The 25382-nt window shown below is 72.8% G+C and carries 17 protein-coding genes, 2 pseudogenes and 1 riboswitch; of the genes and pseudogenes, 9 read left to right on the top strand and 10 right to left on the bottom strand.

Features of this window, described 5'->3' with window-relative positions:
* Positions 1-8: 8 nt before the first annotated feature.
* From ABEB09_RS33170 to ABEB09_RS33160, 3 genes are all read right to left on the bottom strand, one after another.
* On the bottom strand, positions 9-488 hold the full coding sequence (locus ABEB09_RS33170; protein ID WP_345693617.1) for a roadblock/LC7 domain-containing protein: 480 nt from the start codon (positions 486-488) through the stop codon (positions 9-11).
* A complete protein-coding gene (locus tag ABEB09_RS33165) occupies positions 485-3142 on the bottom strand; it encodes a sensor histidine kinase (RefSeq protein ID WP_345693616.1) in 2658 nt (885 codons plus the stop codon). Before ABEB09_RS33165 ends, ABEB09_RS33170 begins: the two co-directional genes overlap by 4 nt.
* Before the next feature lie 201 nt (positions 3143-3343).
* Positions 3344-4180 carry an MHYT domain-containing protein gene (locus ABEB09_RS33160; RefSeq protein WP_345693615.1) on the bottom strand — a complete coding sequence of 279 codons (837 nt, stop codon included), beginning with the start codon at positions 4178-4180 and terminating at the stop codon, positions 3344-3346.
* A gap of 150 nt (positions 4181-4330) precedes the next feature.
* Between ABEB09_RS33160 and ABEB09_RS33155 the strand changes: the two genes are divergently transcribed.
* The 3 genes from ABEB09_RS33155 to ABEB09_RS33145 all read left to right on the top strand — a co-directional run bounded on the left by ABEB09_RS33155 (position 4331) and on the right by ABEB09_RS33145 (position 6624).
* Entirely contained in the window at positions 4331-4930 is a 600-nt protein-coding gene (locus ABEB09_RS33155; RefSeq protein WP_345693614.1) for a class I SAM-dependent methyltransferase, read from the top strand.
* Between the two features lie 158 nt (positions 4931-5088).
* A complete protein-coding gene (locus ABEB09_RS33150) occupies positions 5089-5445 on the top strand; it encodes a hypothetical protein (protein WP_345693613.1) in 357 nt (118 codons plus the stop codon).
* 339 nt (positions 5446-5784) lie between these two features.
* On the top strand, positions 5785-6624 hold the full coding sequence (locus tag ABEB09_RS33145; protein ID WP_345694167.1) for a hypothetical protein: 840 nt from the start codon (positions 5785-5787) through the stop codon (positions 6622-6624).
* Between the two features lie 156 nt (positions 6625-6780).
* On the opposite strand, the gene ABEB09_RS33140 is transcribed toward ABEB09_RS33145, so the two are convergent.
* On the bottom strand, positions 6781-6963 hold the full coding sequence (locus ABEB09_RS33140; protein WP_345693612.1) for a hypothetical protein: 183 nt from the start codon (positions 6961-6963) through the stop codon (positions 6781-6783).
* Positions 6964-7134: 171 nt separating this feature from the next.
* Positions 7135-7797, bottom strand: coding sequence for a maleylpyruvate isomerase family mycothiol-dependent enzyme (locus ABEB09_RS33135; RefSeq protein ID WP_345693611.1), 663 nt, complete (start codon positions 7795-7797; stop codon positions 7135-7137).
* A gap of 71 nt (positions 7798-7868) precedes the next feature.
* On the opposite strand from ABEB09_RS33135, the gene ABEB09_RS33130 reads away from it, so the two are divergent.
* Positions 7869-8786, top strand: a complete 918-nt coding sequence (locus ABEB09_RS33130) for a LysR family transcriptional regulator (RefSeq protein ID WP_345693610.1) — start codon at positions 7869-7871, stop codon at positions 8784-8786.
* A 140-nt stretch (positions 8787-8926) separates the two neighbouring features.
* On the opposite strand, the gene ABEB09_RS33125 is transcribed toward ABEB09_RS33130, so the two are convergent.
* Positions 8927-10030, bottom strand: a complete 1104-nt coding sequence (locus tag ABEB09_RS33125) for a fatty acid desaturase family protein (protein ID WP_345693609.1) — start codon at positions 10028-10030, stop codon at positions 8927-8929.
* 291 nt (positions 10031-10321) lie between these two features.
* Between ABEB09_RS33125 and ABEB09_RS33120 the strand changes: the two genes are divergently transcribed.
* Positions 10322-13276, top strand: a complete 2955-nt coding sequence (locus ABEB09_RS33120) for a DEAD/DEAH box helicase (RefSeq protein ID WP_345693608.1) — start codon at positions 10322-10324, stop codon at positions 13274-13276.
* Positions 13276-14697: an SWF or SNF family helicase gene (locus tag ABEB09_RS33115; RefSeq protein ID WP_345693607.1), complete on the top strand. Its 1422-nt coding sequence runs from the start codon at positions 13276-13278 to the stop codon at positions 14695-14697. Before ABEB09_RS33120 ends, ABEB09_RS33115 begins: the two co-directional genes overlap by 1 nt.
* A gap of 90 nt (positions 14698-14787) precedes the next feature.
* On the opposite strand, the gene ABEB09_RS33110 is transcribed toward ABEB09_RS33115, so the two are convergent.
* The gene (locus ABEB09_RS33110) at positions 14788-15654 is read right to left on the bottom strand and encodes a bifunctional 5,10-methylenetetrahydrofolate dehydrogenase/5,10-methenyltetrahydrofolate cyclohydrolase (protein ID WP_345693606.1); all 867 of its coding nucleotides are present in this window, start codon (positions 15652-15654) and stop codon (positions 14788-14790) included.
* A 33-nt stretch (positions 15655-15687) separates the two neighbouring features.
* A riboswitch (ZMP/ZTP riboswitch) is annotated at positions 15688-15795 on the bottom strand.
* A 108-nt stretch (positions 15796-15903) separates the two neighbouring features.
* On the opposite strand from ABEB09_RS33110, the gene ABEB09_RS33105 reads away from it, so the two are divergent.
* The 3 genes and pseudogenes from ABEB09_RS33105 to ABEB09_RS33095 all read left to right on the top strand — a co-directional run bounded on the left by ABEB09_RS33105 (position 15904) and on the right by ABEB09_RS33095 (position 20500).
* A complete protein-coding gene (locus ABEB09_RS33105) occupies positions 15904-17169 on the top strand; it encodes a GAF domain-containing protein (RefSeq protein WP_345693605.1) in 1266 nt (421 codons plus the stop codon).
* Positions 17170-17355: 186 nt separating this feature from the next.
* Positions 17356-18879: an acetaldehyde dehydrogenase ExaC gene (gene exaC / locus ABEB09_RS33100; RefSeq protein ID WP_345693604.1), complete on the top strand. Its 1524-nt coding sequence runs from the start codon at positions 17356-17358 to the stop codon at positions 18877-18879.
* An 837-nt stretch (positions 18880-19716) separates the two neighbouring features.
* Positions 19717-20500, top strand: a pseudogene (locus ABEB09_RS33095) (IS5 family transposase).
* Here the strand turns inward: ABEB09_RS33095 and ABEB09_RS33090 are convergent.
* The 3 genes and pseudogenes from ABEB09_RS33090 to ABEB09_RS33075 form a co-directional block, all read right to left on the bottom strand.
* A complete protein-coding gene (locus ABEB09_RS33090) occupies positions 20451-21191 on the bottom strand; it encodes a class I SAM-dependent DNA methyltransferase (protein ID WP_345693603.1) in 741 nt (246 codons plus the stop codon). The pseudogene ABEB09_RS33095 and the gene ABEB09_RS33090 overlap by 50 nt on opposite strands.
* Before the next feature lie 1300 nt (positions 21192-22491).
* On the bottom strand, positions 22492-24291 hold the full coding sequence (locus tag ABEB09_RS33080; RefSeq protein WP_345693602.1) for an RICIN domain-containing protein: 1800 nt from the start codon (positions 24289-24291) through the stop codon (positions 22492-22494).
* Positions 24292-24428: 137 nt separating this feature from the next.
* Positions 24429-25382: pseudogene (locus ABEB09_RS33075) on the bottom strand (amylo-alpha-1,6-glucosidase); the annotation flags it as partial.

Raw genomic sequence — 25382 nt, 5'->3', positions numbered from 1 at the left:
GGCTCCCGTCAGCCCACGCCGGGCGGTGGCACGGTGGAGCCGCTGCCCGCCCACGTGGTCGCCGCGGCGGCGGTGACCCTCGGCGGGGTGCGCAGGTGTTCACCGACCCGTTTGACGAGGCGGGCCATCTCGTAGGCGATGAGCCCGATGTCGGCGCCGGCGGAGCTGAGGACGGCCAGGCAGGAGCCGTCCCCGGCGGCGACGACGAAGAGGAACGCCTCGTCCATCTCGACCATGGTCTGGCGCACTCCCCCGGCGTGGAAATGGCGCCCGGCGCCCTTGGCGAGGCTGTGGAACCCGGAGGCGACCGCGGCGAGGTGTTCGGCGTCCTCACGGGTCAGCGCGCTCGACGCGCCCACGGCGAGGCCGTCATTGGAGAGCACGACGGCGTGGTGCACCTCGCGGACGCGGGCGGCGAGGTCGTCCAGCAGCCAGTCGAGGTCGCCGGTGCCGTGCGGCCGGGCGCCGGCTCTCTCGTGCTCGATCATCCTTGGTCTCCTTCGCTGCCGTGAGTGGAAGTGCGGGTTCCGGGGGCGGTGCCGCCACCTCGGACCCAGCCGTCGCGGTAGGCGGTCATCCGGGCCCTGACCTGTTCGGGTGTACGGCGCTCGGCACGCTCGTCGGCGGCCGGGCCGTCGTCCGCGTCGTCCGGCTGGGCGGGGGCTGCTCCGCGCAGTTGAGGTGCCAGGCTGGCCTGTCGTGTACGGCGCGGGAGGCCGCTGTCGGCTCCGTCACCTGCGGGGGCGGGGTCCCGTACGGAGGTGTGCTGTGTGGCGCGCTGGTGGTGGGGACGCAGGGCCGTGACGGTGGTCGGGGCGGGCGAGGACTCGGAGGCGCCCTCGGGCCTGGGCGAGGCATGCGTGGCCTCCGAGACGGGCGGGCCCGGGTGAGGGGTGGGCGTCCAGGGCGTATCGGCGGACAGAGACGCGACGGCCGGCGCAGCCGCTCCATGGTCCGGGAAGCCGGAGTGGGGGGCGCCTGCGGGTTCCGGGGGGTGCGGCGTGGCGTGGCGTGTGCCGGATCCGGCCGGAAGTGCGCTTTGCAGCACGTCGATCGGCAGGAGGACGACGGCCGTGGTGCCGCCGTACGGCGACGGGCGCAGGTGCACCTTGATGTCGTGGCGCGCGGAGAGCCGGCTGACCACGAAGAGGCCGAGACGGTCGCTGTCGAACAGGTCCAGCGTCTCGGACTGGGCGATGCGCCGGTTGGCGTCGGCCAGTGCCTCCTTGCCCATGCCGAGGCCCCGGTCCTCGATCTCCAGGGCGTAGCCGTTGCCGACGGGTTCGCCGGTCACGCGGACCTTGGTGTGGGGCGGGGAGAACTGCGTGGCGTTCTCGATGAGCTCGGCGAGCAGGTGCGTGAGGTCGGCGACCGCTCCGCCGGTGACGGCGGTCTCGGGCAGCCGGCGGACCTCCACGCGCGCGTAGTCCTCGATTTCGGAGACGGCGGCGCGTACGACGTTGGTGAGCGGTACGGGGGTGCGCCAGGCGCGGCCGGGTGCCGCACCGGAGAGGATGATCAGGCTCTCGGCGTGCCGGCGCATGCGGGTGGTGAGGTGGTCCAGGCGGAACAGGTCGCCGAGCTCGTTGGGGTCCTCGGCGCGGCGTTCCATGCTGTCGAGCAGATTGAGCTGCCGGTGGACGAGGACCTGGCTGCGGCGGGCGAGGTTGACGAAGACGCCGGAGATGCCGCTGGCGAGTTCGGCGCGTTCGACGGCCGCTCCGAGTGCGGCGCGGTGCACGGTGCCGAGGGCCTCGCCGACCTGGCCGATCTCGTCCTGGGCGGGCGGTCCGGGCGGCGCCTCGGCGTGGATGTCGAGTTCTTCCCCGGCGCGCAGCCGGCTCATGGCGTGCGGGAGTTTGCGGCGGGCGATGTCCAGGGCGGTGTTGCGGAGGCTGACGAGTTCGACGACGAGGGCCCGGCCGATGCGTACGGAGATGACGAGGGAGGCGGCGACGGCTGCCAGGCCGAGGAGCACGGCGGCGCCGGCCGGGGTGAGAACGCCGTCGGCGAGCGGGTCGGCGGCGGTCGCGGCGGCGGCGTGCCGGGCCTCGGCCTCCAGGGAGGCCGAGGCCGTGCGTACGGCGGTGTGGGCGGGGTCCCAACGGGCTGCGGGCACTGCGGTCGCGGCCGCGCGGCCGGCGGGGGCGGCGGCGATCCGCTTCTCCGCGTCGGTGATCTCCCGGTAGGCGCTCTGCGCCGTGAGGCGGCGCCAAGCCGTGCGGGAGGCCTCGGGGAGGTCGGCGGCGGCGGACGCGGCGAGAGTACGGCGGGCCTCTGCGGTGCCGGTGAAGAGCCGCTGGTGGGGCGCGGTGAGCCGGCCGGTGAGGTGGGCGGAGGTGAGCAGGGCGTCCTCGCGGGCCAGCATCTCCCACGCGTGCGCGAATTCGAGGAGCACGCGCGCGTGGGCGCCCGTCGTGGCGTCCTGGATGCCGGCGAGGGCGCCGTCGACGGCGAACGCAGCGGTGATGGCGGCGGTGTAGCCCTCGTAGACAGCGTCCCACGTGCCGTCGGACGTGGTGGGGGTGTGGTTGCGGGCCTGTGCCCGCAGGTGCTTCAGGCGCTGGGCCCGTTCGACGAACGCCCGTACCCGTTCGGCCACCTGGGGCGGGGTGTCGCCCGCGTCGGCGAGGGTGTGCCGGTCGCCGAGCCGCAGGCGGGAGACGGCCGCGTCCGTGGACCGGGCCCGCTCGTCGAGGTCGGCGGCGCGGGCGGCCGCGGGTGCGGAGACCTGCCGGAGGGCGGCGCGGCGTTCGTCCTGGAGCGCGGTGACGGCGGCGGCGACGGGCTCACGGATGCGGGCGTCGGTCTGCTGGACTTCTCTCAGGTGGGCCACGTCCTGGGCCGTCGTCACGGTGGCGAACCCCCACAGGCCCAGCAGCGAGACGACGGGGACCATGAGCAGGGAGATGATCCTGGCCCGTACGGTCCGGGGGCGCAGTCGCCCGCGCGGGGCGACCGCGGATATGTGTGCCGGGGGTCTCGCGGGGCGCTCGCGTCCTTCACCCGGGGCACCGGGGGCACCGGGGGTACCGGAGGCCGTCGGCGCGGCGTGGGCGCGCCGGCCCCGGGCGGCGCCCGCAGGGGCCGGGGGCGAGGGGGACGCTTCGGCGTCTCCATGGGGTGTGCGGGGAGTGCGCATGGCTCCTCGTTCCGGTACGGGCGGGGCGGCGTGCGGGGTGCGGGGGCGGTGACGGGGCTGCGTCGGGTGGGGTTCAGGGGGCGGTGATACGTGCGTGGCCGCTGGTTCAAGCGGGGCGTACGGCTGTGGTGGGGCCGGCCCGCATGGGGTGGTGGGCCGGCCCGCATGGGACGAGGCTCAGGGCGCGGTCGCCGGTTCTGGCTAGGGCGCCGTCGCCGGCTCGGCAGGCGGGTCGGGGAACGTGCGGTCGGGAAGCGGGCGGTCGGGGAGCGTGCGCTCTGGGCGGCCTGCGGAGGCGTAGTCGGCCCGCTCGCTCGCCGTCGGGGACAGGGCGACGAAGGCGGACGTGAGGAAGAGGTACGACCCGAGGCCGACGGCGAGGGGGAAGATGAACTGCATCGCCGTGGCCCCGGGCAGCTCGGCGCCGGAGGGCGCCACCTCGACGGTGACCGCGAGCATGCCCGTGTAGTGCATGCTGCTGACGGCCGCGCCCATCACGAGGGACGCGACGGCCACCGCGGAGGGCGACTTGATGTTCAGGGCCGCCCACAGCGCGGCCGTCGCGGCGACGACGGCGATGACGACGGACAGCGCGACGAGCACCGGGTCGTAGCGCACGGTGCCGTGCAGCCGCAGCGCCGCCATGCCGAGGTAGTGCATGCTGGCCACGCCGAGACCGGTGGTCAGCCCGCCCACCAGCAGCGACCCGACTCGCTCGCGCCGGTGGCCGTGGCCGACCGCGAAGACGCCGACCCCGACGACCGCCATGGCGACCAGCAGGCTGAGGAGGGTCAGCGGTACGTCGTACCGGATCTCCGTGCCGGTGACGGCGAAGCCGAGCATGGCGACGAAGTGCATGGTCCAGATGCCGGTGCCGATGGCGGAGGCGGCGGTCAGCAGCCAGTTGCGGCGCGAGGCGCCCGTGGCGTCGAGCGCCCGTACGGTACAGCGCAGGCCCAGGGCGGCTCCGACACAGGCCATCGCGTACGACAGCACAGGGGTCAGCCAGCCGAAGGCGGCGTGGTCCAGGTGTCCCATGGCTCCGGGACGCTAGCCCCGCGGGGGGCGCACATTGGGGGCGCAGTTCGAAAGCTGACGGAATATGACAGAGAGACGGTCCGGTCCGATCGCGCCTTGCTCGAACGTGTGCGCAGTGCCTCCTGCTCTCGTGTGAGGGATCATGTCCGCATGGGCGAGAACCACACGGACGTACAGGCGTTCTTCACCGCGAGGGCGGCCGACTGGGACGCGCGGTTCCCGGACGACGGCCCGGCCTACGCGGCGGCCGTCGCGGATCTCGGACTGCGTCCGGGGGACGCCGTGCTGGACGCCGGCTGCGGTACGGGGCGTGCGCTGCCCGCGCTGCGGGACGTCGTGGGCCCTTCGGGTACGGTCATCGGCCTCGACCTGACGCCCGCGATGCTGGAGGCGGCGGTGCGCGCCGGGCGGTCGGCCCACGGGGCCCTGCTGCTGGGCGACGTGGGGCGGCTTCCCCTGCGGGACGGGGTGTTGGACGCGGTGTTCGGGGCCGGGCTCGTCTCGCACCTCGCACGGCCGGCCGAGGACCTGAGGGAGCTGGCGCGTGTCGTACGACCCGGGGGGCGGCTCGCGCTCTTCCACCCGGTGGGGCGCGCGGTGCTGGCCGCCCGGCACGGGCGCACGCTCACGGAGGACGACCTGCGGGCCGAGCCGAACCTGCGGCCGCTGCTGGCCGGTTCCGGCTGGCGCCTGGTCTCCTACGTGGACGAGGACAGCCGCTTCCTCGCACAGGCGGTACGCGAGCGCTGACCGGTCGCGCTGACCGCGGTGGCCGCGATGGCACCGCGGCGAGGCGACGGCGGCGTGCGGCTCCCCTTCTGCGGGCGCGGGCCCGCCTCTACGTTGGAGGGGAGGCAGGCACGCGGCTGGCCGCGGCGGGCACCGCCGCGCGCGGGAAGGTGGGCCCGATGTTCAGCAGACTCCGTACGCTCCCCCTGCTCCGGACCCTGGCCGGGGGCCGGCGGTCCACGGCGGGCGCCGTGGGCGGACCCGGCGGCGCGGGGATCGCCGGTACGGCCGGTACGGGGCGGGCCGGCAGCCCGAGGAGGCGGCACAACATCTTCGAGGCCGCGGCGGCCCACGTCGCCGCCTGCTCCGAGGACGACGAGGACGCCATGGACGAGGCGGCGGGCTGGGTGTCGCCGGAGGCGCTGTCCTTCGGGGTCAGGGAGCTGGCGTGCCGCGCGGTGATCGCCCTCGCGCGCGAGCGGGGCGAGTCCCCGCAGGCGGTGGCCCGCAGCCTCCTCGGCCTCCCGGCGGCGTGATCCGCAGGCGGGCCGGTGCGCCGAGCCTGTGGGCCTGGGCCATGCCCCATGCCGCCATGCCGCCATGCCGCCATACCGCCATACCGCCATACCGCCATACCGCCATGCCCATGATCAGCTGCGGCCGCTGCCCAGGCCTCTGGCCGGGCATTTTCGCTGCTCGGGTCGACGGGCTCTCGACGGCGGGGTTACTCGCTGGTTAAGGTGCGCCGACCGGCACCTTGGACTGGACGACGGGAGGCCGCAGTGACCGAGACGCACAACACCACGGACACGGGCCGGGGCGACACGACGTACGCGGTCGGCGACGAGGCCGGCGAGGCCGAGGAGTCGCTCTACGTGCTGACGGCGCTGCTGCTGACCCCCGCGCAGTTCCCGAGCGTCCTCGGCGACGACTACCCGCAGGCCTGTCGGGCGCTCGGCCTGGAGCCGTACGCCGAGGGCTACGGCCTGGTCCTGGGACAGGACGGTGACGGCGCGCGCTGGACGGTGGCCGTGGACGACGTGTCCCTGGTCGCGGTCGCGATCTCCAGCTGGGACTGCGGCATGGAGTACGACCTGTCGCCCGGCGAGGAGAGCGTCATCGCCGTGCTGCCCGGCTGGCCCCTCGCGCTCGCGGTGGCCGCTCCGGGACTGCCGGCCCCGCACGACCCAGCCCCGGCACCGGACGAGCCTCCCCCGCTGGCGCCGCCGGACGCCTCCTCCTGGGGCCCGGCGCAGCGACGGCTGGGCGCGGACGAGGTCGCCCTTCAGTGGGCCACGTGGCGCGAACAACTCGGCGAGGGCGACTTCGCGCCGCCGCAGGCCGCGGAGACCGACCCTGCGGACGGAGCGCCCGCTACGGCGCCGCAGCCCCCTGCGGACCCGTTCCCCACGGAGGCCGTCGCCGGTGCCGGCGAAGGCTTCACGTCGCACGACGGAGTGCGCCGGGCGCTGGCCGAGGCACGCCACTACCTGGAGGACCCGCCGCCACCCGGCAGGGTGCGCTCCACGTTCGCGCCGGGCGGCGCGCGGACGCTCCGGGCGGACGGCCCTGGCTGGTCGCTGGTCGCGCGGACGGACGACATCGCGTTCGTCCTGCTCGACGAGCGGCCCGGCGAGGTCCTGCCGGTCGGACGGGGCGCGCACCTGCCCGGCCTGCTCGCGGGCCTCGACGCGATGGCCGTACGACCGGGCTGAGCCACCGGGCGGGCAGGCCACAGACGGCAGACGCCACGTGGCAGGCCACAGACGGCAGACGCCACGGGCAGGCCACCGACATCCGGCGGCACGCGGCACGCGCCACGCGGCAGCCTCACGCCGTACGGAACCGGGCACGCACCCCCGTCCCCACGCTCAGCGGCCTATCTCCTTACGGGTAACCCGACGCAGTCGTCGTCGCTGACCCGGGTCGAGCGCCAGGTAGGCGAGGGCGGGCACCCCGAGCACCACCAACAGGGACAGCCAGAAGCCGATCAACGGCATCAGCAGCAGCCCGACGGCCACTCCCCCGATCACGATCTTGGTCCTCGTCGACACGGCGACCCCTCCTTCCCCGGCGCGGCCCGGCCGCTCCTTGCCGTGTGAACGTCCGGGCCGCCGCACGGGTTCCGCACATGGGACCGAATCGGGGGCTCCCCCCAGACCCCCGTATCGCCCTCAACGGCGCCTCGGGAAGGAGCGGGGCGGGGCGGGGAAACATCCTCCGGTTCATGCTCCCTCGGCGGAGCGGGTGAAACGGTTGCTCGGTTCGCCTCGCAGCCGGCCGTCCGGGAGTCTGCGGCCGTAGGCCAGCAGCAGGAGGTCCTGGGCGGCGCCGAACACGGGTGAGCCGGAGCCGTACGACCAGTCGAGGTCCTCGGCGCACAGCTGCACTCCGTCAAGGTCGGCGCCGAAGAACTTCAGGGTGCTGGGCCGGATGTCGTCGAGCAGGATACGCAGCCGGTTCTCGGGGACGCGCCGGTCGATGCCGAGGGCGACGGTGATGTCCAGCCCGTGCACGAGGTCGTGGCCGAGTGCCGCCGCGAGCCCGCCGACCGGTGGTGTCCAGGGATGGTGGGCGTTGTCCCGCAGGAAGGCGGCGAGCGCGGTGGTGGAGTAGGCGGCCGAGTCCCTGCGCGCGACCCGATCGGTCATGCGGTGAAGGTTCCCGCGTGCCTTGACCAATTCACCGAGCATCGTGGGCAAGGAGAGCCGGAACCCCATCGACATGTGCGCCGCCACTTCGCGAACGCGCCATCCCGCGCAGAGGCTCTGCTCGTTCCACTGATCGGTTCGCAAAGTGTCGAACAGGTCGGCCAGTTCTCGGCGTTCCGCCGCGATCGCTGCCCTGACTTCGGCACTCTTCCCCTTGCGGGTCGTCGCGTTCTCCATGCGATCAAGCCTGCGGCCGACAGATCGATAACGCCAGTAGATAGTTCTGCTGCAACCTAGAATCGTTGCTTATGGAACTCCGCCAGCTGCGCTACTTCGTCTGTGTCGTCGAGGAGGGCGGTTTCACAAGAGCCGCCGCCCGGCTGCATCTGGCCCAGCCAGGCCTCAGCGCCCAGATCCGCCAGCTGGAGAAGGAGCTGGGGCAGCCCCTGCTCGACCGCTCCGGCCGGTCGGTGACACCGACCGAGGTGGGCCGAGCGGTCCTGCCGTACGCCCGGGCCGCACTGGCCGCGGCGGAGTCGGTGCGGCAGACGGTCGATGCGTACACGGGGCTGCTGCGCGGCCGGGTCACGCTCGGACTGGTCTCCGGCGCCACCGGCCACGTCTTCGACATCGCCGCTTTGCTCGCGGACTTCCACGACGCCCACCCCTCGGTGGAGGTGGCCCTCACCGAGGACACCACGGAGCGGATGCAGGCCGCGCTCCTGGCCGGCGAGCTCGACATCGCCGTCCTCGGAACGGCAGAGGAGGTGCCCCCGCCCGGAGCGACCTTCCAGACGGTGATCGATGTCCCGCTGGTCGCCGCTATCGCGCCCAGTGATCCTGTTCTCGACCGCGTCGACGGTACGAGCGTCCCGCTTGCCGAGCTGCGGGACCGGCCGCTGATCTGCCTGCCGCGCGGCACCGGGGTGCGCACGGCGCTCGAACGCGGCTGTGCGCAGGCAGGGTTCCGGCCCCGGGTCGCCTTCGAGGCGGCAGCCCCACACGTGCTCTCGCAGCTCGCCGCACGGGGCCTGGGCATCGCCGTGCTACCTGCCGGTGAGAACGAGTCACCCCTCGACAGACACCTCCGCACCCTGCGGATCGTCCAGCCCGAGATGCGTGGCCGCATCGCGCTCGCCTGGCAGGCCGGCGGCCCTTCGAGCCCCGCGGCCCGGGTGCTCCTCGACCGCCTGCGCGAAGTCGTCCCCAAGCCCCCCAATTCCTAGACGGACGGCCGCCCTGACCGGCTCGCCGGAGCCAGGGGGCCGGCACCGCTGTCCGCGACCAGGTGCACCGGCGCCATCCGGGCCCACATCGCATCGGTGCTCCTGACCGGACGGACGCATGTCATCACATGACCCACCCGTCAAGGAGACCCGACCTGGCGCTCGGCCCGCAGCGGCTCACCGACGGCGTGCAGGTGTGCGAGGGCCTGACGGTAGGAGTCGACGAACCCGGTCTCGGTGTACGGGAGGCCCAGGGCTCGGCAGTGGGCGCGCACCAGGGGCTGGGCCAGCCGGAGGTGCGGCCGGGGCATGCCCGGGAAGAGGTGGTGCTCGATCTGGTAGTTCAGGCCGCCCAGGAACCAGTCCGTGAGTGCACCGCCACGGATGTTGCGCGAGGTGAGGACCTGGCGGCGCAGATGGCCCCAGTGCTCTCCGTCGTCCCCGGGCCCCGGCATCGCCATGCCCTTGTGGTTGGGCGCGAACGCCAGCCCCAGGTGGAGTCCCAGCAGCATCTGATGGACGAGCGCGAAGACCAGGGCCTGTGCCGGGGACATGGCGACGAGCAGCAGCGTGACGTAGCCGGCCACGTGGGCGGCCATCAGCCCGCCCTCCACGGCGCGCTGCCGCGCGGTGCGGCTCCTGCCCCGCGCGGAGAACAGCGCCTGGAGGCCGTACACCTTCAAGGCGAGCCCTTCGAGGGTCGTGAGCGGGAAGAACAGCCAGGCCTGGTGGCGGGTGAGCCAGGCGCGCGGCCCCGTACGGCCGGCCGCGTGGCCGCGGGAGAAGACCAGGACGTCGGGGGCGACGTCGGGGTCCTTGTCGACGTGGTTGGGGTTGGCGTGGTGCCGGTTGTGCTTGTCGTTCCACCAGTCCTGGCTCATGCCGAGCAGGAGGTTGGCATGCAACAGTTGCAGGAGGTGGTTGGTGCGGCGGCGGTCGGCGATCTGCGCATGGCCCGCGTCGTGCGCGACGAACCCGGCGCGGGCGGAGAACACCGCCAGCGGAACCGCCAGCAGCAGGGACCACCACGAGTGGCCGAAGAGCAGCATGCCGGTGGCGACGGCGGCCAGGGCGAGCAGATTGGCGGTGATCCCGGCGGCGTACCAGCCGGGGCGGCGGTGGAGCAGGCCCTGCTCCTTGACCGTACGCAGGAGGGGCGAGAACTCGCTGCCAGCCGCGCGGGCGGGTGGGAGAGCCGCACGGGAACGTGTGCGGGCGGGGGCGGGCGGTGCTGCCTGAGGCATGGGTTCTCCGGTCTTCGTGTCCGGGACGGAGTGGGATGGGTGCGAGGGTGCGGTGCGCGGACCGCTCCCGCCCCTGCCCAGGACGCTACGGACGAGCTGTACCGGGCGACCATGGCGCCAGCCCCCGGCCGTGGAGGGGATTGCCCGCACCCCGGGGGTGGTGCCACCGACACCCCCACCAGGGGGGCGTGAGCCACATCACCTTTGGAAGACCTCCTTCCAGACGTGTCGTCAGGTAATCTCGGCCGCTCCTGATCCGCACTAGTCAAATTTGAGGAATGCGTCAGCACTGTGCACTGGGATTCCCTTCTCTCCGGCCTCGCCCGCTGCTCCACCGTCTTCCTGCCCTCTGATCCCGCCCGCTCCGGACGGCTCGCCTTCTGGCGGCCCGACGGCGAGGACCTCCCCTACGTCGAGGAGGCCGTCGTCCAGGAGGTGACCGTCGTCGCCGACGACGCCAGGACGCGCACCGTACGGGCCGTCTGTGTGCCCGTACGGGACGCCGTACCGCTGCTCACCCGGGCACGCGCCACGGCCGACGCCTCCCGGACGACGGCATTCTGGGGCGCGGCCACGCTGCTGGCCCTTCACCTCGTGGCCCGCGGCAGGGTGCTGCCGGGAGTCACCGCCAAGGACGTGGACGCCTGGCGGGTGGGCCCGCTCGCACCCGACGACCTGGAGCGCGTACGGACCCTCGCCGCGTCCATGCCGCCCGCGGCCCACGCGGTGCCGGTCGGGGCTGCCCCCGACGGTACGCCGCTGCTGCCGCAGCCGGAGCGGGTGCTGCGGGCGTTCCTGGACGCGGTGGCCGACACGCTGACCCGTACGCCCGCCGCTCCGCTCGCGGCCGGCGACCCGGCCTTCGCGGCGGACGAACCGCAGCACCGGCCGGAGCTGCGGGCCTGGGCCGCAGACGTGGCGGCCGGTCACGACGCGGGCGTACGGCTGTCGCTGCGCATCGAGGTCACGGGCCTGGAGAACGCCCCCGGCGAAACCGCGGACTCCGACGGCGCCGTCCACCCGATCCCCCTCTTCCGTGCGGTACTTCAGCTGCACGGCGTGGCCGATCCAGGTCTGGTCGCCGATGCCGCCGACGTGTGGTCGGGCGCGCGGGCCGAGGCCTTCGGGCCACGCGCCCGCATGGACGCGCTCCTGGCGCTGCGCCGCGCCGCGCGGGCGTGGCCCGCCCTGTCGCCCCTGCTCTCCGCGGCCGTTCCGGACTCCCTCGAACTGGCCGAGGACGAGATCGCCGAGCTGCTGGGCGCCGCGGGGCGCGCCCTCGCGCACAGCGGCGTGGAGGTCCACTGGCCGAAGCGGCTCGCCCGCTCGCTCACCACGCGCGCGGTGATCGGCCCGGCCGGGCACGAAGACGGCCACAACGGCACGGGAACCGGCATCGGCGCCGGGGACCCCGAGACGGACCGGGACGGGGACGCGCGGGCCTCCGGGCTGCCGTCCTTCCTGTCCGCCGACGCCCTCCTCACCTTCGACTGGCGCTTCGCCCTGGGCGACCAGCGCATCAGCCGCGCCGAACTGGACCGGCTCGCCGAGGCCGGGAGGCCGCTGGTGCGGCTGCGCGACCAGTGGGTGCTCATCGACCCGGAGGAGGTCCGGCGGGCCCGCGACCGCCGCGACCGCCACGACAGCCGGGGTCGCAAGCTCACGACCGTCGAGGCGCTGGGCGCCGTACTGACCGGCAGCACGGACGTCGACGGCCATCCCGTCGACGTACAGGCCTCGGGCTGGCTCAGGGAGCTGCGCGACCGCCTTGCCGACCCGGAGGGCGGCCGTCAGGAGGCCGGTCAGCCCGCCGCGCTCGCCGCGACCCTGCGCGACTACCAGCTGCGCGGCCTGAACTGGCTGCACCGGATGACGTCCCTCGGCCTCGGCGCCTGCCTGGCCGACGACATGGGCCTGGGCAAGACGATCACGCTGATCGCGCTGCATCTGCACCGGCAGACCGACGCGTCCGCCGCCGGGCCGACGCTGGTCGTGTGTCCCACGTCGCTCATGGGCAACTGGCAGCGGGAGATCGAGAAGTTCGCGCCCGGCACGCCCGTACGCCGGTTCCACGGGCCCGCGCGCGACCTGGACGGACTGGCGGAGGAAGGCGGCCAGGGGTTCGTCCTCACCACGTACGGGACGATGCGGCTCGACGCCGAGCGCCTCGCGGGCGTGGACTGGGGCATGGTCGTCGCCGACGAGGCCCAGCACGTCAAGAACCCGTACTCGGCGACCGCGCGGCAACTGCGCACGATCGGTGCGAGGGCGCGCGTGGCGCTCTCCGGCACGCCGGTGGAGAACAACCTGTCCGAGCTGTGGGCGATCCTCGACTGGACGACGCCCGGGCTGCTCGGGCGGCTGGGTACGTTCCGCAGCCGCTACGCGCAGGCCGTCGAGGGCGGCACGGACCCGGCGGCCGCCGAGCGACTGGCGCGGCTGGTGCGGCCGTTCCTGCTGCGCCGCCGCAAGTCGGACCCCGGCATCGCGCCGGAACTGCCGCCCAAGACCGAGACGGACCGGGCGGTGTCGCTCACGAAGGAGCAGGCCGGGCTGTACGAGGCGGTGGTCCGCGAGACGCTCGCGGCCATCGCGGAGGCCGACGGCATGGAGCGGCGCGGCCTGGTCGTCCAGCTCCTGACGGCGCTCAAGCAGATCTGCAACCACCCCGCGCAGTACCTGAAGGAGGAGCGGCCCCTGATCGCGGGCCGCAGCGGGAAGCTGGAGCTGCTGGACGAACTGCTGGACACGCTGATCGCCGAGGAGGCGAGCGTGCTGGTGTTCACGCAGTACGTGCGGACGGCCCGGCTCCTCGAAACGCATCTGGCGGCGCGCGGCGTGCGCACCCAGCTGCTGCACGGCGGCACGCCGGTCGCCGAGCGCGAGGCGATGGTGGAGCGCTTCCAGAACGGCGAAGTGCCGGTGTTCCTGCTGTCGTTGAAGGCCGCCGGCACGGGCCTGAACCTGACGCGGGCGGGCCATGTCGTGCACTACGACCGCTGGTGGAACCCCGCCGTGGAGGCGCAGGCCACCGACCGGGCGTACCGGATCGGGCAGACGCAGCCGGTGCAGGTCCACCGGCTGATCGCCGAGGGCACGATCGAGGACCGGATCGCGGACATGCTGGCCCGCAAGCGGGAGCTGGCCGACGCGGTGCTCGGCGGCGGCGAGACCGCCCTGACCGAGCTGACGGACGCCGAGCTGACGGAACTGGTGGAACTGCGCGGGGTGCGAGGGGGCGCGTGATGAGCGACGACTACGAGGACGAGTACGAGTACGGGACCGGGAACACGGACGAGTACGGCGCCGGGTACACGGACGAGCACGGCACCGGCGACGGCCGGCCGCTCGCCGGGTCCGCGCCCCGGGAGGAGCTGACGTTCGAGGCGCTGCCACCCGCCCGGGGGCGGGGCTTCGCGGAGAGCTGGTGGGGCCGGGCGTGGCTCAAGGCGCTGGAGGACACGGCGCTCGACGGTGCGCAGCTGAAGAAGGGGCGCGCACAGGCGCGGGCCGGTGCGGTGGGCGCGGTGTCGGTACGGCCGGGCCGGATCACCGCGGTCGTACGGGACCGCGACGGCACCTCCCAGCGCAGCGACGTCCTGGTGCAGGAGCTGTCCGGGGAGGACTGGGACCGGTTCCTGGACGCGACGGTGGAGCGGGCCGGCCATGTCGCGGCGCTCCTGGACCGGGACATGCCGCCGCACCTGGTGGAGGACGCGGCGGCGGCCGGGGTGGACCTGCTGCCGGGCATCGGCGACCTGGAGCCGGAGTGCACGTGCGGGGGTTGGGACCACTGCCCGCACACCGCTGCGCTCTGCTACCAGGTGGCACGGCTGCTGGACCGGGATCCGTTCGTGCTGCTGCTCCTGCGGGGGCGCGGGGAGCGGCGGCTGCTCGACGAGCTGACGGCGCGCAGCGAGGCACGGGCGGCCGTACGGGACGGTGACGCGCCGGCCGACGGGTCCGAGGACTCCGGGGAAGGGGAAGGGGTACGGGCCGACGAGGCGTTCGCGGCACGGGACATCCTTCCGCCGTTGCCCGTCCCGCCGCCGCTGCCCGGGGAGCCGGGCGAGCCGCCGTCGCTGGACACCGAGGCGGGTGCCGGTCCGGGCGTCGACCCGACGGCGCTGGAGCTGCTGGCGGCGGACGCCGCGACGCGGGCGCATCGCATGCTGGCGGAGGCGCTGGCGGCCGGGCACGGGGGGCAGCCTCCGGAGTCGCCGCTGTCGGTGGGGCAGGACGCGGTGCGGCTCGCCGCCACGGCCGGGTTGCCGGACGCGGTCGCGGGGCGGCTCGCGGCGGGGACGGGGCGCCGTCCGGCGGACCTGGAGCTCGCCGTGCGGGCCTGGCGGCTGGGCGGCGCGGCGGCCCTCGCCGTGCTGGAGGAGGAGTGGGTGCCGGACGACGACCTACTGGCCCGGGCCGGGGCGCGGCTCGCGGAGGCGTGGGAGGAGGGTGAGCGGCCGGCGCTGCGCGCGGTGGCGGCGGGCCGCTGGACGGTGACGGGCCGGGAGGCGCAGCTCCGTCTGGGGCGGGACGGCCGCTGGTGGCCGTACCGCCGGGAGCGGGGCCGCTGGGCTCCGGCGGGGCCGGCCGCCCATGACCCGGCGGCGGCGCTGGCCGACCTGCTGGACGGCCGGGCCGCGGAGGGCGAACCGGCCGTCTGAGGGGCCGCGGCAACCGTAACGGGCGCCGCCCGCCGGCGGATGGTGTCGGCGGGCGGCGCGGGGACGTGGCAGGAGCTCGGGGGCAGGGCCTCAGGCGAGCCCGAGCTGCCGTTCGGCCGCGTCGACGGTCTGGGCGAGGAGCGTGGCGATGGTCATCGGGCCGACGCCGCCCGGCACCGGCGTGATGAGGCTCGCGCGCTCGGCGGCGCCGTCGAAGTCGACGTCGCCGACGTTGCCCTCGTTGTAGCCGGCGTCGATCACGACGGCGCCCGGCTTGATGTCCTCGCCCTTGATGAAGCGGGGCCGGCCGACGGCCGCGACCACGATGTCGGCCTCGCGCAGGGCGGCGGACAGGTCGGCGGCCGGGGTGTAGGAGTGGCAGTAGGTCACGGTCGCGTTCCGGGCGAGCAGCAGCATCCCGGCGGGCTTGCCGAGGATGGCGCTGCGGCCGACGACGACGGCCCGCTTGCCGGCCGGGTCCACGTCGTACGCGTCGAGCAGCCGCATGATGCCACCGGGGGTGCAGGAGACGAAGCCGGGCAGGCCGAAGCTCATGGTGGCGAAGGAGCTGGTGGTGACGCCGTCGACGTCCTTCTCGGGGGCGATGGCCTCGAACGCGGCGCGCTCGTCGATGTGCGGGCCGACGGGGTGCTGGAGGAGGATGCCGTGGACCTCGGGGTCCTGCGACAGGTCCTCCAGGACGGCGACGAGTTCCTCGGTGGTCGTCGTGGCGGGCAGTTCGACGTGGCGGGAGCGGATGCCGGCCTTCTCGCAGCGGGCGCGCTTCATCCGTACGTAGGTGACGGACGCGGGGTCCTCGCCGACGAGGACGGTGGCGAGGCAGGGCTGGGTGCCGGTGCGGCCGGTGATGTCGGCGGCGCGGGCGGCGGTCTCCTCGACGAGCCGGCGGGCGAGGCCGCTGCCGTCCATGAGGCGGGCGCTGGCGGTGGTCGACATGGGTCCTCCTGGGCGTCTACGGCAAACGTATGTACTGATCGCCCAGGCGCACGGCAGGTCGCGTGTCCCGTCCATCCACGTCCGGTCCACCGGGCCGCTCCCCGGTGGTACTCCACCCAAGCGCCAGTCACGGCCCGCCCCCACTGTACGTGACGAGGGGGGCGCGCGGGGGCGCGGGCCGGGTTGTCGGTGGTGCCGGGCGGCGGCCACGATGGCACCGGCACCGAAGACCTCGACGAGGAGGGCGTGTTGAGCGAGGCGTGGGTGGCTCTGGAGCGGGGTGCGGATCCCGTGGAACGTGCCGGGGAGCTGCGCCGGGCGTACGACGCGTTCACGGCGGGCGGTCAGGTGCGCCGGCCCGTGCGCCCGGTCGTGGCGGAGTCGTGGCGGCGGTCGGCCCGGGCGCGGGTGAGCCCGGACGGTCCGGCTCCGGTGGAGCTGGCGGACGACGAGCTGGCCGCGTACCGGGAGGCGCATCCGCTGGCGGCGGCGATGCCGGTGATCCGGGAGCTGATGGGCGCGTACGCGACGGACGGGGAGCATCTCGTCGCGGTGTGCGACGCGTACGGGCGGCTGTTGTGGGTGGAGGGGCATCCGAGCACGCTGCGGCTGGCGGGGCGGATGAATTTCGTGGCGGGTGCGCGCTGGTCGGAGTCGGCGATGGGGACGAACGCGCCCGGCACGGCGATCGCGATCGACCGGCCCGTGCAGGTCTTCGCGGCGGAGCACTTCCGGCGGCCGGTGCAGACGTGGACGTGCGCGGCGGCGCCGCTGCACGATCCGCACAGCGGACGGCTGCTGGGGGCGGTCGACATCACGGGCGGGGACGGGCTCGCCCATCCGCACAGCCTGGCGTTCGTGCAGGCGGTGGCGCGGGCGGCGGAGTCGCAGCTGGCGCTGCTGGCTCCGGCGCCGGCCCGAGACCGGGTGACGCTGTCGGCACTGGGCCGGGACGAGGCGGTGCTGGTGGCGGGTGGGCGCACGGTGCGGCTGAGCCCTCGGCACAGCGAAATCGTGGTGATGCTGGCGGCCCACCCGGAGGGTGTGGGCGGGGGCGAGCTGCTGGCGGCGCTGTACGAGGAGGGTGCGGTCACGCCGGTGACGCTGCGGGCGGAGTTGTCGCGGCTGCGGGGCCTGCTCGGGCCGGAGTTGCTGCCGTCGCGGCCGTACCGGCTGGCGGCGCCGGTGGACGCGGACTTCGAGACGGTGGCGCGGCGGCTGACGTCCGGGGCGGTGACCGCGGCGGTGGGCGGATACACGGGGCCGCTGCTGCCGGGGAGCTGCGCGCCGGGGGTGGTGCGGCTGCGGCGGCGGCTGGCGGACCAGTTACGGGCGGCGCTGATCGCGCGGGGCGACGTGCAACTGCTGGACGACTGGGCGCGCAGCCCGTGGGGCGAGGACGACCTGGAGGTGTGGCAGGCACTGGCGGGCGCGGTCCCCGCCGGTAGCCGGCCGCCCGTACAGGCGCGGGTGCGGGCCTTGGACGCGGAGCTGTCGGCGGGGCTGCCGGCGTGACTGGCGGCGGGGCCGCTGGCGTGACTGGCGGCAGGGCCGCCTGCCGGTTGACCACTGGAGAACCACGGCCCGGCCCTCCGTCAGAACCGCCGTTCGACGCAACGCGGTTGCAACGTTCCGCTCCGTAGCCTCGCGCGGGAGCGCCGGCCGGACGGCGGCCGGCGCTCTCCTAAGGAGGCAAGGACGATGACCCGGTACGCGGCACCCGGCACCGACGGCGCGATCGTCTCGTACGCGTCCCGCTACGACCACTGGATCGGCGGGGCCTACGTGCCTCCCGCGCGCGGGCAGTACTTCGAGAACCCGAGCCCCGTCGACGGCCGGCCCTTCACCGAGATAGCCAGGGGCACGGCCGAGGACGTGGAGCGGGCGCTGGACGCGGCGCACGCGGCGGCGCCGGCGTGGGGCAGGACGGCCCCCGGGGAGCGCGCGGGGATCCTGCTGCGGATCGCGGACCGGATGGAGGCGCGCCTGGAGGAGCTGGCGGTCGCGGAGAGCTGGGAGAACGGCAAGCCGGTGCGGGAGACGCTGGCGGCCGACATCCCGTTGGCGATCGACCACTTCCGGTACTTCGCGGGGGCACTGCGGGCCCAGGAGGGCTCGCTGTCCGAGCTCGACGACGACACGGTGGCGTACCACTTCCACGAGCCGCTGGGGGTCGTGGCGCAGATCATCCCGTGGAACTTCCCCCTCCTGATGGCGGCGTGGAAGCTGGCCCCGGCGCTGGCGGCGGGGAACGCGGTCGTCCTGAAGCCGGCCGAGCAGACCCCCGCGTCCATCCACGTCTGGCTGGACCTGGTCGCGGACCTGCTCCCGCCGGGTGTCCTGAACGTGGTGAACGGCTTCGGCGTGGAGGCGGGCAAGCCGCTGGCGTCGAGCCCGCGGGTGGCGAAGATCTCGTTCACGGGCGAGACGACGACGGGGCGGCTGATCATGCAGTACGCCTCGGAGAACATCCGGCCTGTGACGCTGGAGCTGGGCGGCAAGTCGCCGAACATCTTCTTCGACGACGTGTGGGCGGCGGACGACGACTTCCGCGACAAGGCCCTGGAGGGCTTCACGATGTTCGCCCTGAACCAGGGCGAGGTGTGCACGTGCCCGTCCCGCGCCCTGATCCAGCGCGGCCATTACGGGGAGTTCCTGGACGCGGCCGTGGCCCGTACGGAGCGGATCGTGCCGGGGCACCCGCTGGACACGGACACGATGATCGGCGCGCAGGCGTCCAACGACCAGCTGGAGAAGATCCTCTCGTACGTGGACATCGGCCAGCAGGAGGGCGCGAAGATCCTGACGGGCGGTCAGCGTATCGAGTACGGCGGCGACATGGCGGGTGGCTACTACGTCCAGCCGACCGTCTTCGAGGGCGACAACCGCATGCGGATCTTCCAGGAGGAGATCTTCGGTCCGGTGGTCGCGGTGACGTCGTTCACCGACTTCGAGGACGCGATGACGACGGCGAACGACACCCTGTACGGCCTGGGCGCCGGCGTATGGACGCGCGACATCAACACGGCGTACCGCGCGGGCCGCGCGATCCAGGCGGGCCGCGTCTGGACGAACTGCTACCACGCGTACCCGGCCCACGCGGCGTTCGGCGGCTACAAGCAGTCGGGCATCGGCCGAGAGACGCACCGGATGATGCTGGAGCACTACCAGCAGACGAAGAACCTGCTGGTCAGCTACTCGCCGAAGAAGCTCGGCTTCTTCTAGAGGCACGAAAGGAGGCGCCTGACCTGGGCTTTTGCCCGTCAGGCGCCTCTCGCTCGCCTTACTCAGGGAGGAGTCGCGTTTGCGCTGAAACTCCCAGTTCATCCCACCGGTATCCCGCTCCTGACCAGCTCTTCCGGACCAGTCACGGACCAAAACCCCGGCTCACCCCCCAGGCGCCACCCCCGGCTGACGCGGTCCCACTCCGCCAGGTACTCCGGGAGCGGCCCTGTCGGCGGGGCCACCACGCACACACCGGATCCGTCGAGTTCCGCGCGCCATTCCGGCCACCACTGCCCGTACGAGGCGAGCCGCATCTCGTGGCCGCGCCAGCGCCGGGACAGAAGGGCATCGGCCCGAGGCAGCAGGTGCCGCATCTCGCTACGGCCCCCGGCATCGTCACGCATCCGCGTGAACCCCTGCACGGAAAAGCACTCGACACCGAACCGGGTGGCCCAGCCCGCGTCCTCCTGCTGCCCGCTGACGAGCGCCGCGAGGCAGCCCGTGCGCAGCAGCGGCAGGAGCAGAAAGGGCCGGGGAGTGAAGCGTGAAGCCCAGCGAAGGGGCACGCCGTAAGACGTCGCGTGCGTCGTTCAGCGATGTGATCACCAGAGGATTATCCGAGCCGGCGGATCGACTCGACCGGCAAAGGGTGCCCTGGGTACGGCTCCTCAGCCGCGTCGCGGTGAGGCACGATGACTTCAGATCGGCACCATCTCCCGTACACCACCGCGCTCGCCGCCAGACCTGTCCACCCGCCTGGGCGGGCACTTAGAACTCCTAACGAAATGATCTTCAAGGTGGTTGGATCACTCCGGGAGTGACGATCCGGGGGCTGGAGTGGCTCGGTCGAAGCCGTGGGAAGTCGACCACGACCTGCGGGCGGTGATCGAGCGGCTGCTACCGAAGGTGGAACGCCGGCCCCGGCACCCAGGGCGAAAGCGGCATCCGGACCGGCTGGTGTTCCAGGGCGTCCTGTTCGTCCTGCACACCGGGATCGCCCAGGAGCATCTGCCGCAGGAACTCGGCTTCGGCTCGAGCATGACCTGCTGGCGCCGCCTGGCCGAGTGGACCGAGGCTGGAGTCTGGCCCCGGCTGCACGAGGTCCTTCTGGCCAAGCTTCGCAACGCGAACGCCCTCGACTTCTCCCGGGCGGCCGTCGACGGCTCCCACATACGGGCACTGAAAGGGGGACCCAAGACGGGACGAAGCCCTGTTGACCGGGGCAGGACGGGCAGCAAGCATCACCTGATCACCGACGCCACCGGTATCCCGCTCTCCGCCACCTTGACCGGCGGCAACCGCAACGACGTCACCCAGCTGATCCCGCTGCTTCAGGCAGTGCCGCCGGTGAGGGGCACGCGAGGCCGGCCCCGGCGCCGCCCGGACGTGGTGCTGGGCGAGCATTCGCCCACCTGCACTGGTTCCGCGCCTGCGGATCCGCTGGGAGATCCGCGACGACATCCACGAAGCCTTCCTCGCCCTCGGATGCGCACTGATGTGCTGGCGACGCCTGAACTCCCGAGACAAGTTCAAGACAGGCACGGCCAACGTTGATGGCCCGGTGGCCGACCTCAGGCCGGCTTGCGCCACACGGAGACGTGCTTCGCGGAGTCCTGGGTGAACGGAGACCCGTCCCAGTCCGCAACGCGACGTTCCAGCTCGAGCCCAGCGATCCGCGCCATCAGGTCGAGCTCCGTCGGCCAGGCGTACCGGTGCCGGGAGTTTTCGCGGCGGTAGTGGCCGTCGTCGCCGTCGCGGGTGAAGTGGTGCGAGACGAGCATCTGCTCGACCAGATCGAAGGTGTCGAAGCCGAGATGCTGCTGAGAGACGTCGAACGGCACCGCGACCTGACCAGGCGGCAGGAGCCGCAGCGGCGGCACACCCAGCTCGATGACGAACCGGCCGCCGGGCTCCAGATGCCGTGCGGCGTTGCGGAAGCACTCGACCTGCTCGTCCTGCGTGAGCAGGTTCGTGATGGTGTTGTAGACGAGGTAGACCAGGGTGAACCCGCCGGGAACGACGGTGGTGGCCATGTCCCCGATGACTACCGGGAGGGTGCCCTCGTCGACCTTGCGCCGCAGCACCGCTGCCATGTGCTCGGACAGTTCGATGCCCACCACCGGCACGCCGCGTTCCCGGAGCGGGACTCCCACCCGTCCGGTTCCGATGGCGAACTCCAGCGCCCGGCCGTCTCCGGCAAGCTCGGCGAGGAAGGCGAGGGTCGGTCCGAGAACGGCAGCCGAGGACGCTTCGGCTTCCTCGGCGTCGTAGCGGTCGGCGGTCGCGCGGGTCCACAGTTCACTGGTCGTCACGGGTGGCCACTGTGCCGGGTGCCGAGAGGCGCTGTCGACGCATTTACGTTCTCCGCGGCTCAGCATGCACCGCCCACAACTCGTTGTCGCCTTGCCAGGGCTTCGGCCGAACCGCCCCGCCCCGCCCCGCACCCCGGATCATCAGTCCCGGAGTGATCCAACCACCTTGGAGACCATTTCGTTAGGAGTTCTTACGCGCTGCTCAGCGCTTCATGGCATCTCACCTGCGCAGACGTCCCTCCTCGCGGATCACGTCCGCGTGGGAGGGAAGCACGCGGTGTCGTCCATCGCGGCGGCGGGAAGCACGCTCAGCCAGGTGTCGGCCGCGGTCTACCGGGAGTCCTTCCCGCCGACGCGGGGATGATCCGCCCTGATGCCGTCGTTTCTGGACGAGGCCGCCGTCCCCGCCGGCGCGGGGGTGATCCGCACGTCCGTACGTGGGCGCACTCCAGGTACTGGCCGACCCGGGGCAACCGGCCCGCCCTTGTGGGGTTATGACAAGATCGATCAATGCCCGGACTGCCGCGCCGCCTCCAGCAAGGCACGCCCATGCCGCAGCGGCAGGCTGAGCCAGCATTGATCACGACTCGCTATGACGGAACGGCACGACCACCGGTACACAACGCACCAGCGAAGACAGAGCCCCAGCATCGCTGACGCGCCGTCAGCAAAGTCAGCACTGGGTCAGCATTAGGACTACTGGACCCTCCCACACACGACCACACCTTGAGCCGTCGACCGCCCTCAGCAGAGGCCGCGAGAGGCGGCCCACCCTTGTTCCGCTTGACGAGCCTGATGTCGGGTTGCCCACCTGGTTGGGCAGCTTCTCTCCGTCGCATCATCACAGTTCAGCGGGCTCGGCGGGAGTTCAGGGGCCGGGAGCGGCGTACCGGCGTAGCCTTCCACTTCGCCGAAGCGGTTGCCGGTCATCCAGGCTTCGCGGGCTTCCGCGATCTCGTCGTGGGTGCGGCCGATGAGGTTCCACCACAACTCACGCCCGTACCGCAACACCGCAGACCAACGGCCGAGGCATGAAGGGCCACCAGACTTCGTCCGCAGACCAACAGCGCGGCCACGTCTCGCCCGCCTTCAAGATCCGGGCCATTCACGGACCAGCGCGCCTGGAAGAGCTCCAGCGTCCGCCTTTTCCGCTGGTCAGGTGCGGTGCAGTTGCTGTACCACCAGCAGACGAAGAATCTTCTCGTGTCGTACTCGCCGAAGAAGCTCGGCTTCTTCTGAGTCACCCCGGACCAGGTGGGGCTCCCAGCCGTGCTGGGAGCCCCCGTGCTCGAGGGACGGGTCAGGCCAGGCCCTGGAGGCGCCAGATCTGGTTCTTCTTCCAGGTCAGATCGGTCGCCGGGTCGCAGGTCCACTGGTGGATCCGCGCACCGGGATCGGCCGAGATCCCGCTGACGTCCAGGCACTTGCCGCTGTGCGCCGCGACCAGCTGGTAGTCCTTGCTGTTGCCGAGCGCGCTGACCGGTTTGAGGGTGAACATCTGGTTCGTGGTACCGCTGCAGGTCCACTGGATGGCGGCGGCACCGTCGGCCGTGGAAGCGCCCGAGACGTCCAGGCACTTGCCGCTGTACTCGTTCACGATGGTGTACGTGTTCGCCCGGCCGGCGACCGGCTTGAGATCGAGCATCTGCTGGTATCCGCCCTCGCAGTGGTACTGCTGGTACTGCGTGGCGTCGTCGGTGCTGAGGTTGGTGTCGTCCAGGCACTGACCGCTGTGCTGGACCACCGCGACCGTGGAGACGGTGGTGTTCGACGTGGGCAGCAGCGTGACGGTGTAGCCGTCCGCGGCATCCGTCCACGGAACGACCACCGCAGCCGAGTTTCCGCTGACGGTCAGCGTCCGGTCGGAGACCGTCACCGGTCCCGTCACCGCGCCACCGCCGTTGTTCGGGATGCGCTGGACGATCGCGCGGACCCGGCCGTTCTCCACCACCGACGTGGTGTCGAGACGGTTGAGGTTGACGGTGACATTGCCGGTGTTGCCGTTGCTGCCCAGCAGGATCTTGGCGTTGCGCGCGGAGTTGTCCCTCGTCGCCACCCCGTCGGTGTTCGTACCGGGCGTGAGGTTCACGATGTTGCCGGTCTGCGAGCCGTAGTACCGGTACAGGAACCACTCGCCCAGTGGCAGATACTGACCGCCGGTCCTGGTGAGCAGGTTCGCCGCGAAGTCGTGCAGGTTGGCGCCCCACGCCCAGTTGGCGCGCATGCCGTCCGCCCCGGCGCGCTCCAGACGAGAGATGTACCAGCCGCCGCGGCCAGGGTTCTGCTCGGTGTTGGCGGCGTACTCGTTCACCTGGAACGGACGGCTCGTGGTCATCGACCGTGCCGCCAGCTTGGAGTTGACGGCGTTGGCGTCGGCGACCGGGTCACCCGGCAGGTCGTGCCAGCTGTAGATGTCGGGTTCGACGTTGTTGGCCTTCACGTAGTCCAGGTACGTGTTCCACCAGGGGCCGCCCCAGTCCGCGGAGGGCTTGCCGGCCGTGCTGGCACCGACGATGACGGCGCCCGGGAAGGCGGCCCGGATCCGCTGGTGGGCCCGCTTCCACATCTCCAGGTACTGGGCCTGCGGCCGGTCCCAGAAGGCGGAGTAGTCGGGCTCGTTCCAGATGTCCCACTGGATGTCGGTCATGCCGGCCGCCTTCGCGTCGGCGAGCAGCCGGTCGTAGAAGGCTTCGAAGCGGGACCAGTCGCCGTTGTCACCGGGGAAGGTGGGCGAGGTGGTCCCGTCGGCGCCCCACAGGTCGTGCGGCAGGATGACGAAGGTGCCACCCAGCGCCTTGGTGCTCCTGTACTGGGCAAGGGTGGAGTTCCACCGGCGGTCGTACTTGCCGGCGACCCAGCCTCCCGGGCTGTCCAGCTGGGCTCCGCCGGCCCGCATGAACTTCCACTTGATGTCCTTGTAGAAGTGCTCCTGGGGCAGCGAGCCGTCCTCGGTCATCCCGTAGAGGGTGCCCGAGGCACGGTACGTGGGGGCGCCCCGGGTGGCGGAGAAATCGACGGTGACGGTGGTGTCCGCGACCGCGGCCTTGGACGAGGCGGCGGGCACCAGGGTCGCGGCCAGGGCGGCCAGGAGGACGGCCACGGACGCGAGGACTCTGCGTCGGGCGGGAGTTGCGGGTCCTGAGGGTGTGGTGAGCGGCTTCATTCTGCGGCTCCTGGGGTGGACGGAGAAGGAGAACCGGGGCCCGATCGGTCCCGGGGCCTGGAGGAGGCGGCCGGTCAGCGGCCGTCTCGGTGCGCGTGGGCTTCGGCGAGGACGAGATAGGCGGCGGCGGTCCAGGTATAGGCGCGATCGCGCAGCCCCGTTCCGGTGAGGGCGTCGAAGTTCTCGGCGAAGCCGTGGGTTTCGCACAGGGTGCGGAAGCGGGCACTGATCTCGTCGGCGAGGCGGTCGTGGCCGGCGCGACGCAGGCCGTCCTCGAGGAGGACGGTGGCGGGCGCCCAGATGGGGCCGCGCCAGTAGCCGTCGGAGAGGTAGTGGGGTGAGGTGGGCAGTTCGGTGGCCAGTCCGTGCGGGGTCAGATGGGTCTCGATCCGGGCGGCCAGGGTTCTGCCGATGTTCTCTGGCAGGTGCTCGCCCAGTGCCATCGGCATCAGGTCCAGCAGGCTGGAGCTCTCCCAGGTCGCGGCGGTGTCGACACCGCGGGCCACGAACCGCTCTCCCGTCCACAGCTCGTCGAGCATCGCGGCCTGCGTCGCCTCGGCGGTGCGCGTCCAGCGCCGGGCCTCGTCGGGCAGGTCAAGTTCGGTGGCCAGGCGGGCGAGTTCGCGGAGCTGGAGTACGAGGAAGGCGGCCAGGTCGGCGGTGACGACCACGCGCTCGGGATCGAAGGTGGTGGCGTTGTCCCAGCCGCTGTCGTTGCCGTGCTGGTAGTGGGGCAGGGCGGCGCCGAAGGCTCGGCGGGCCGTGAGCCAGAAGTCCGTCCACCGTGCCAACCTACGGTAGGTCTCGGCGAGTTCCGTCCGGCTGAGGGGCTCGGGAAGCCGTCCGCGCAAGTGGGACAGGGTCCAGCCGTGGATGGGCGGTTTGACGAAGTTGTAGAGGACCTCGGAGTGGGTCACCGAGTCGGGCAAAGCACCGGTCTCGTCCTGATGGTCGAAGGGCAGGGAGAACTGGTCCCAGGCCAGGGCGGGGGTACCGGGGGCCAGGGCGAGGGCGTTGAAGCAGTGGTC

The organism is Streptomyces coeruleoprunus, assembly GCF_039542925.1.
Taxonomy (GTDB): domain Bacteria; phylum Actinomycetota; class Actinomycetes; order Streptomycetales; family Streptomycetaceae; genus Streptomyces; species Streptomyces coeruleoprunus.
Note: the sequence above shows the minus strand (reverse complement) of the source record. Positions and strands in the feature narration are given on the sequence as shown.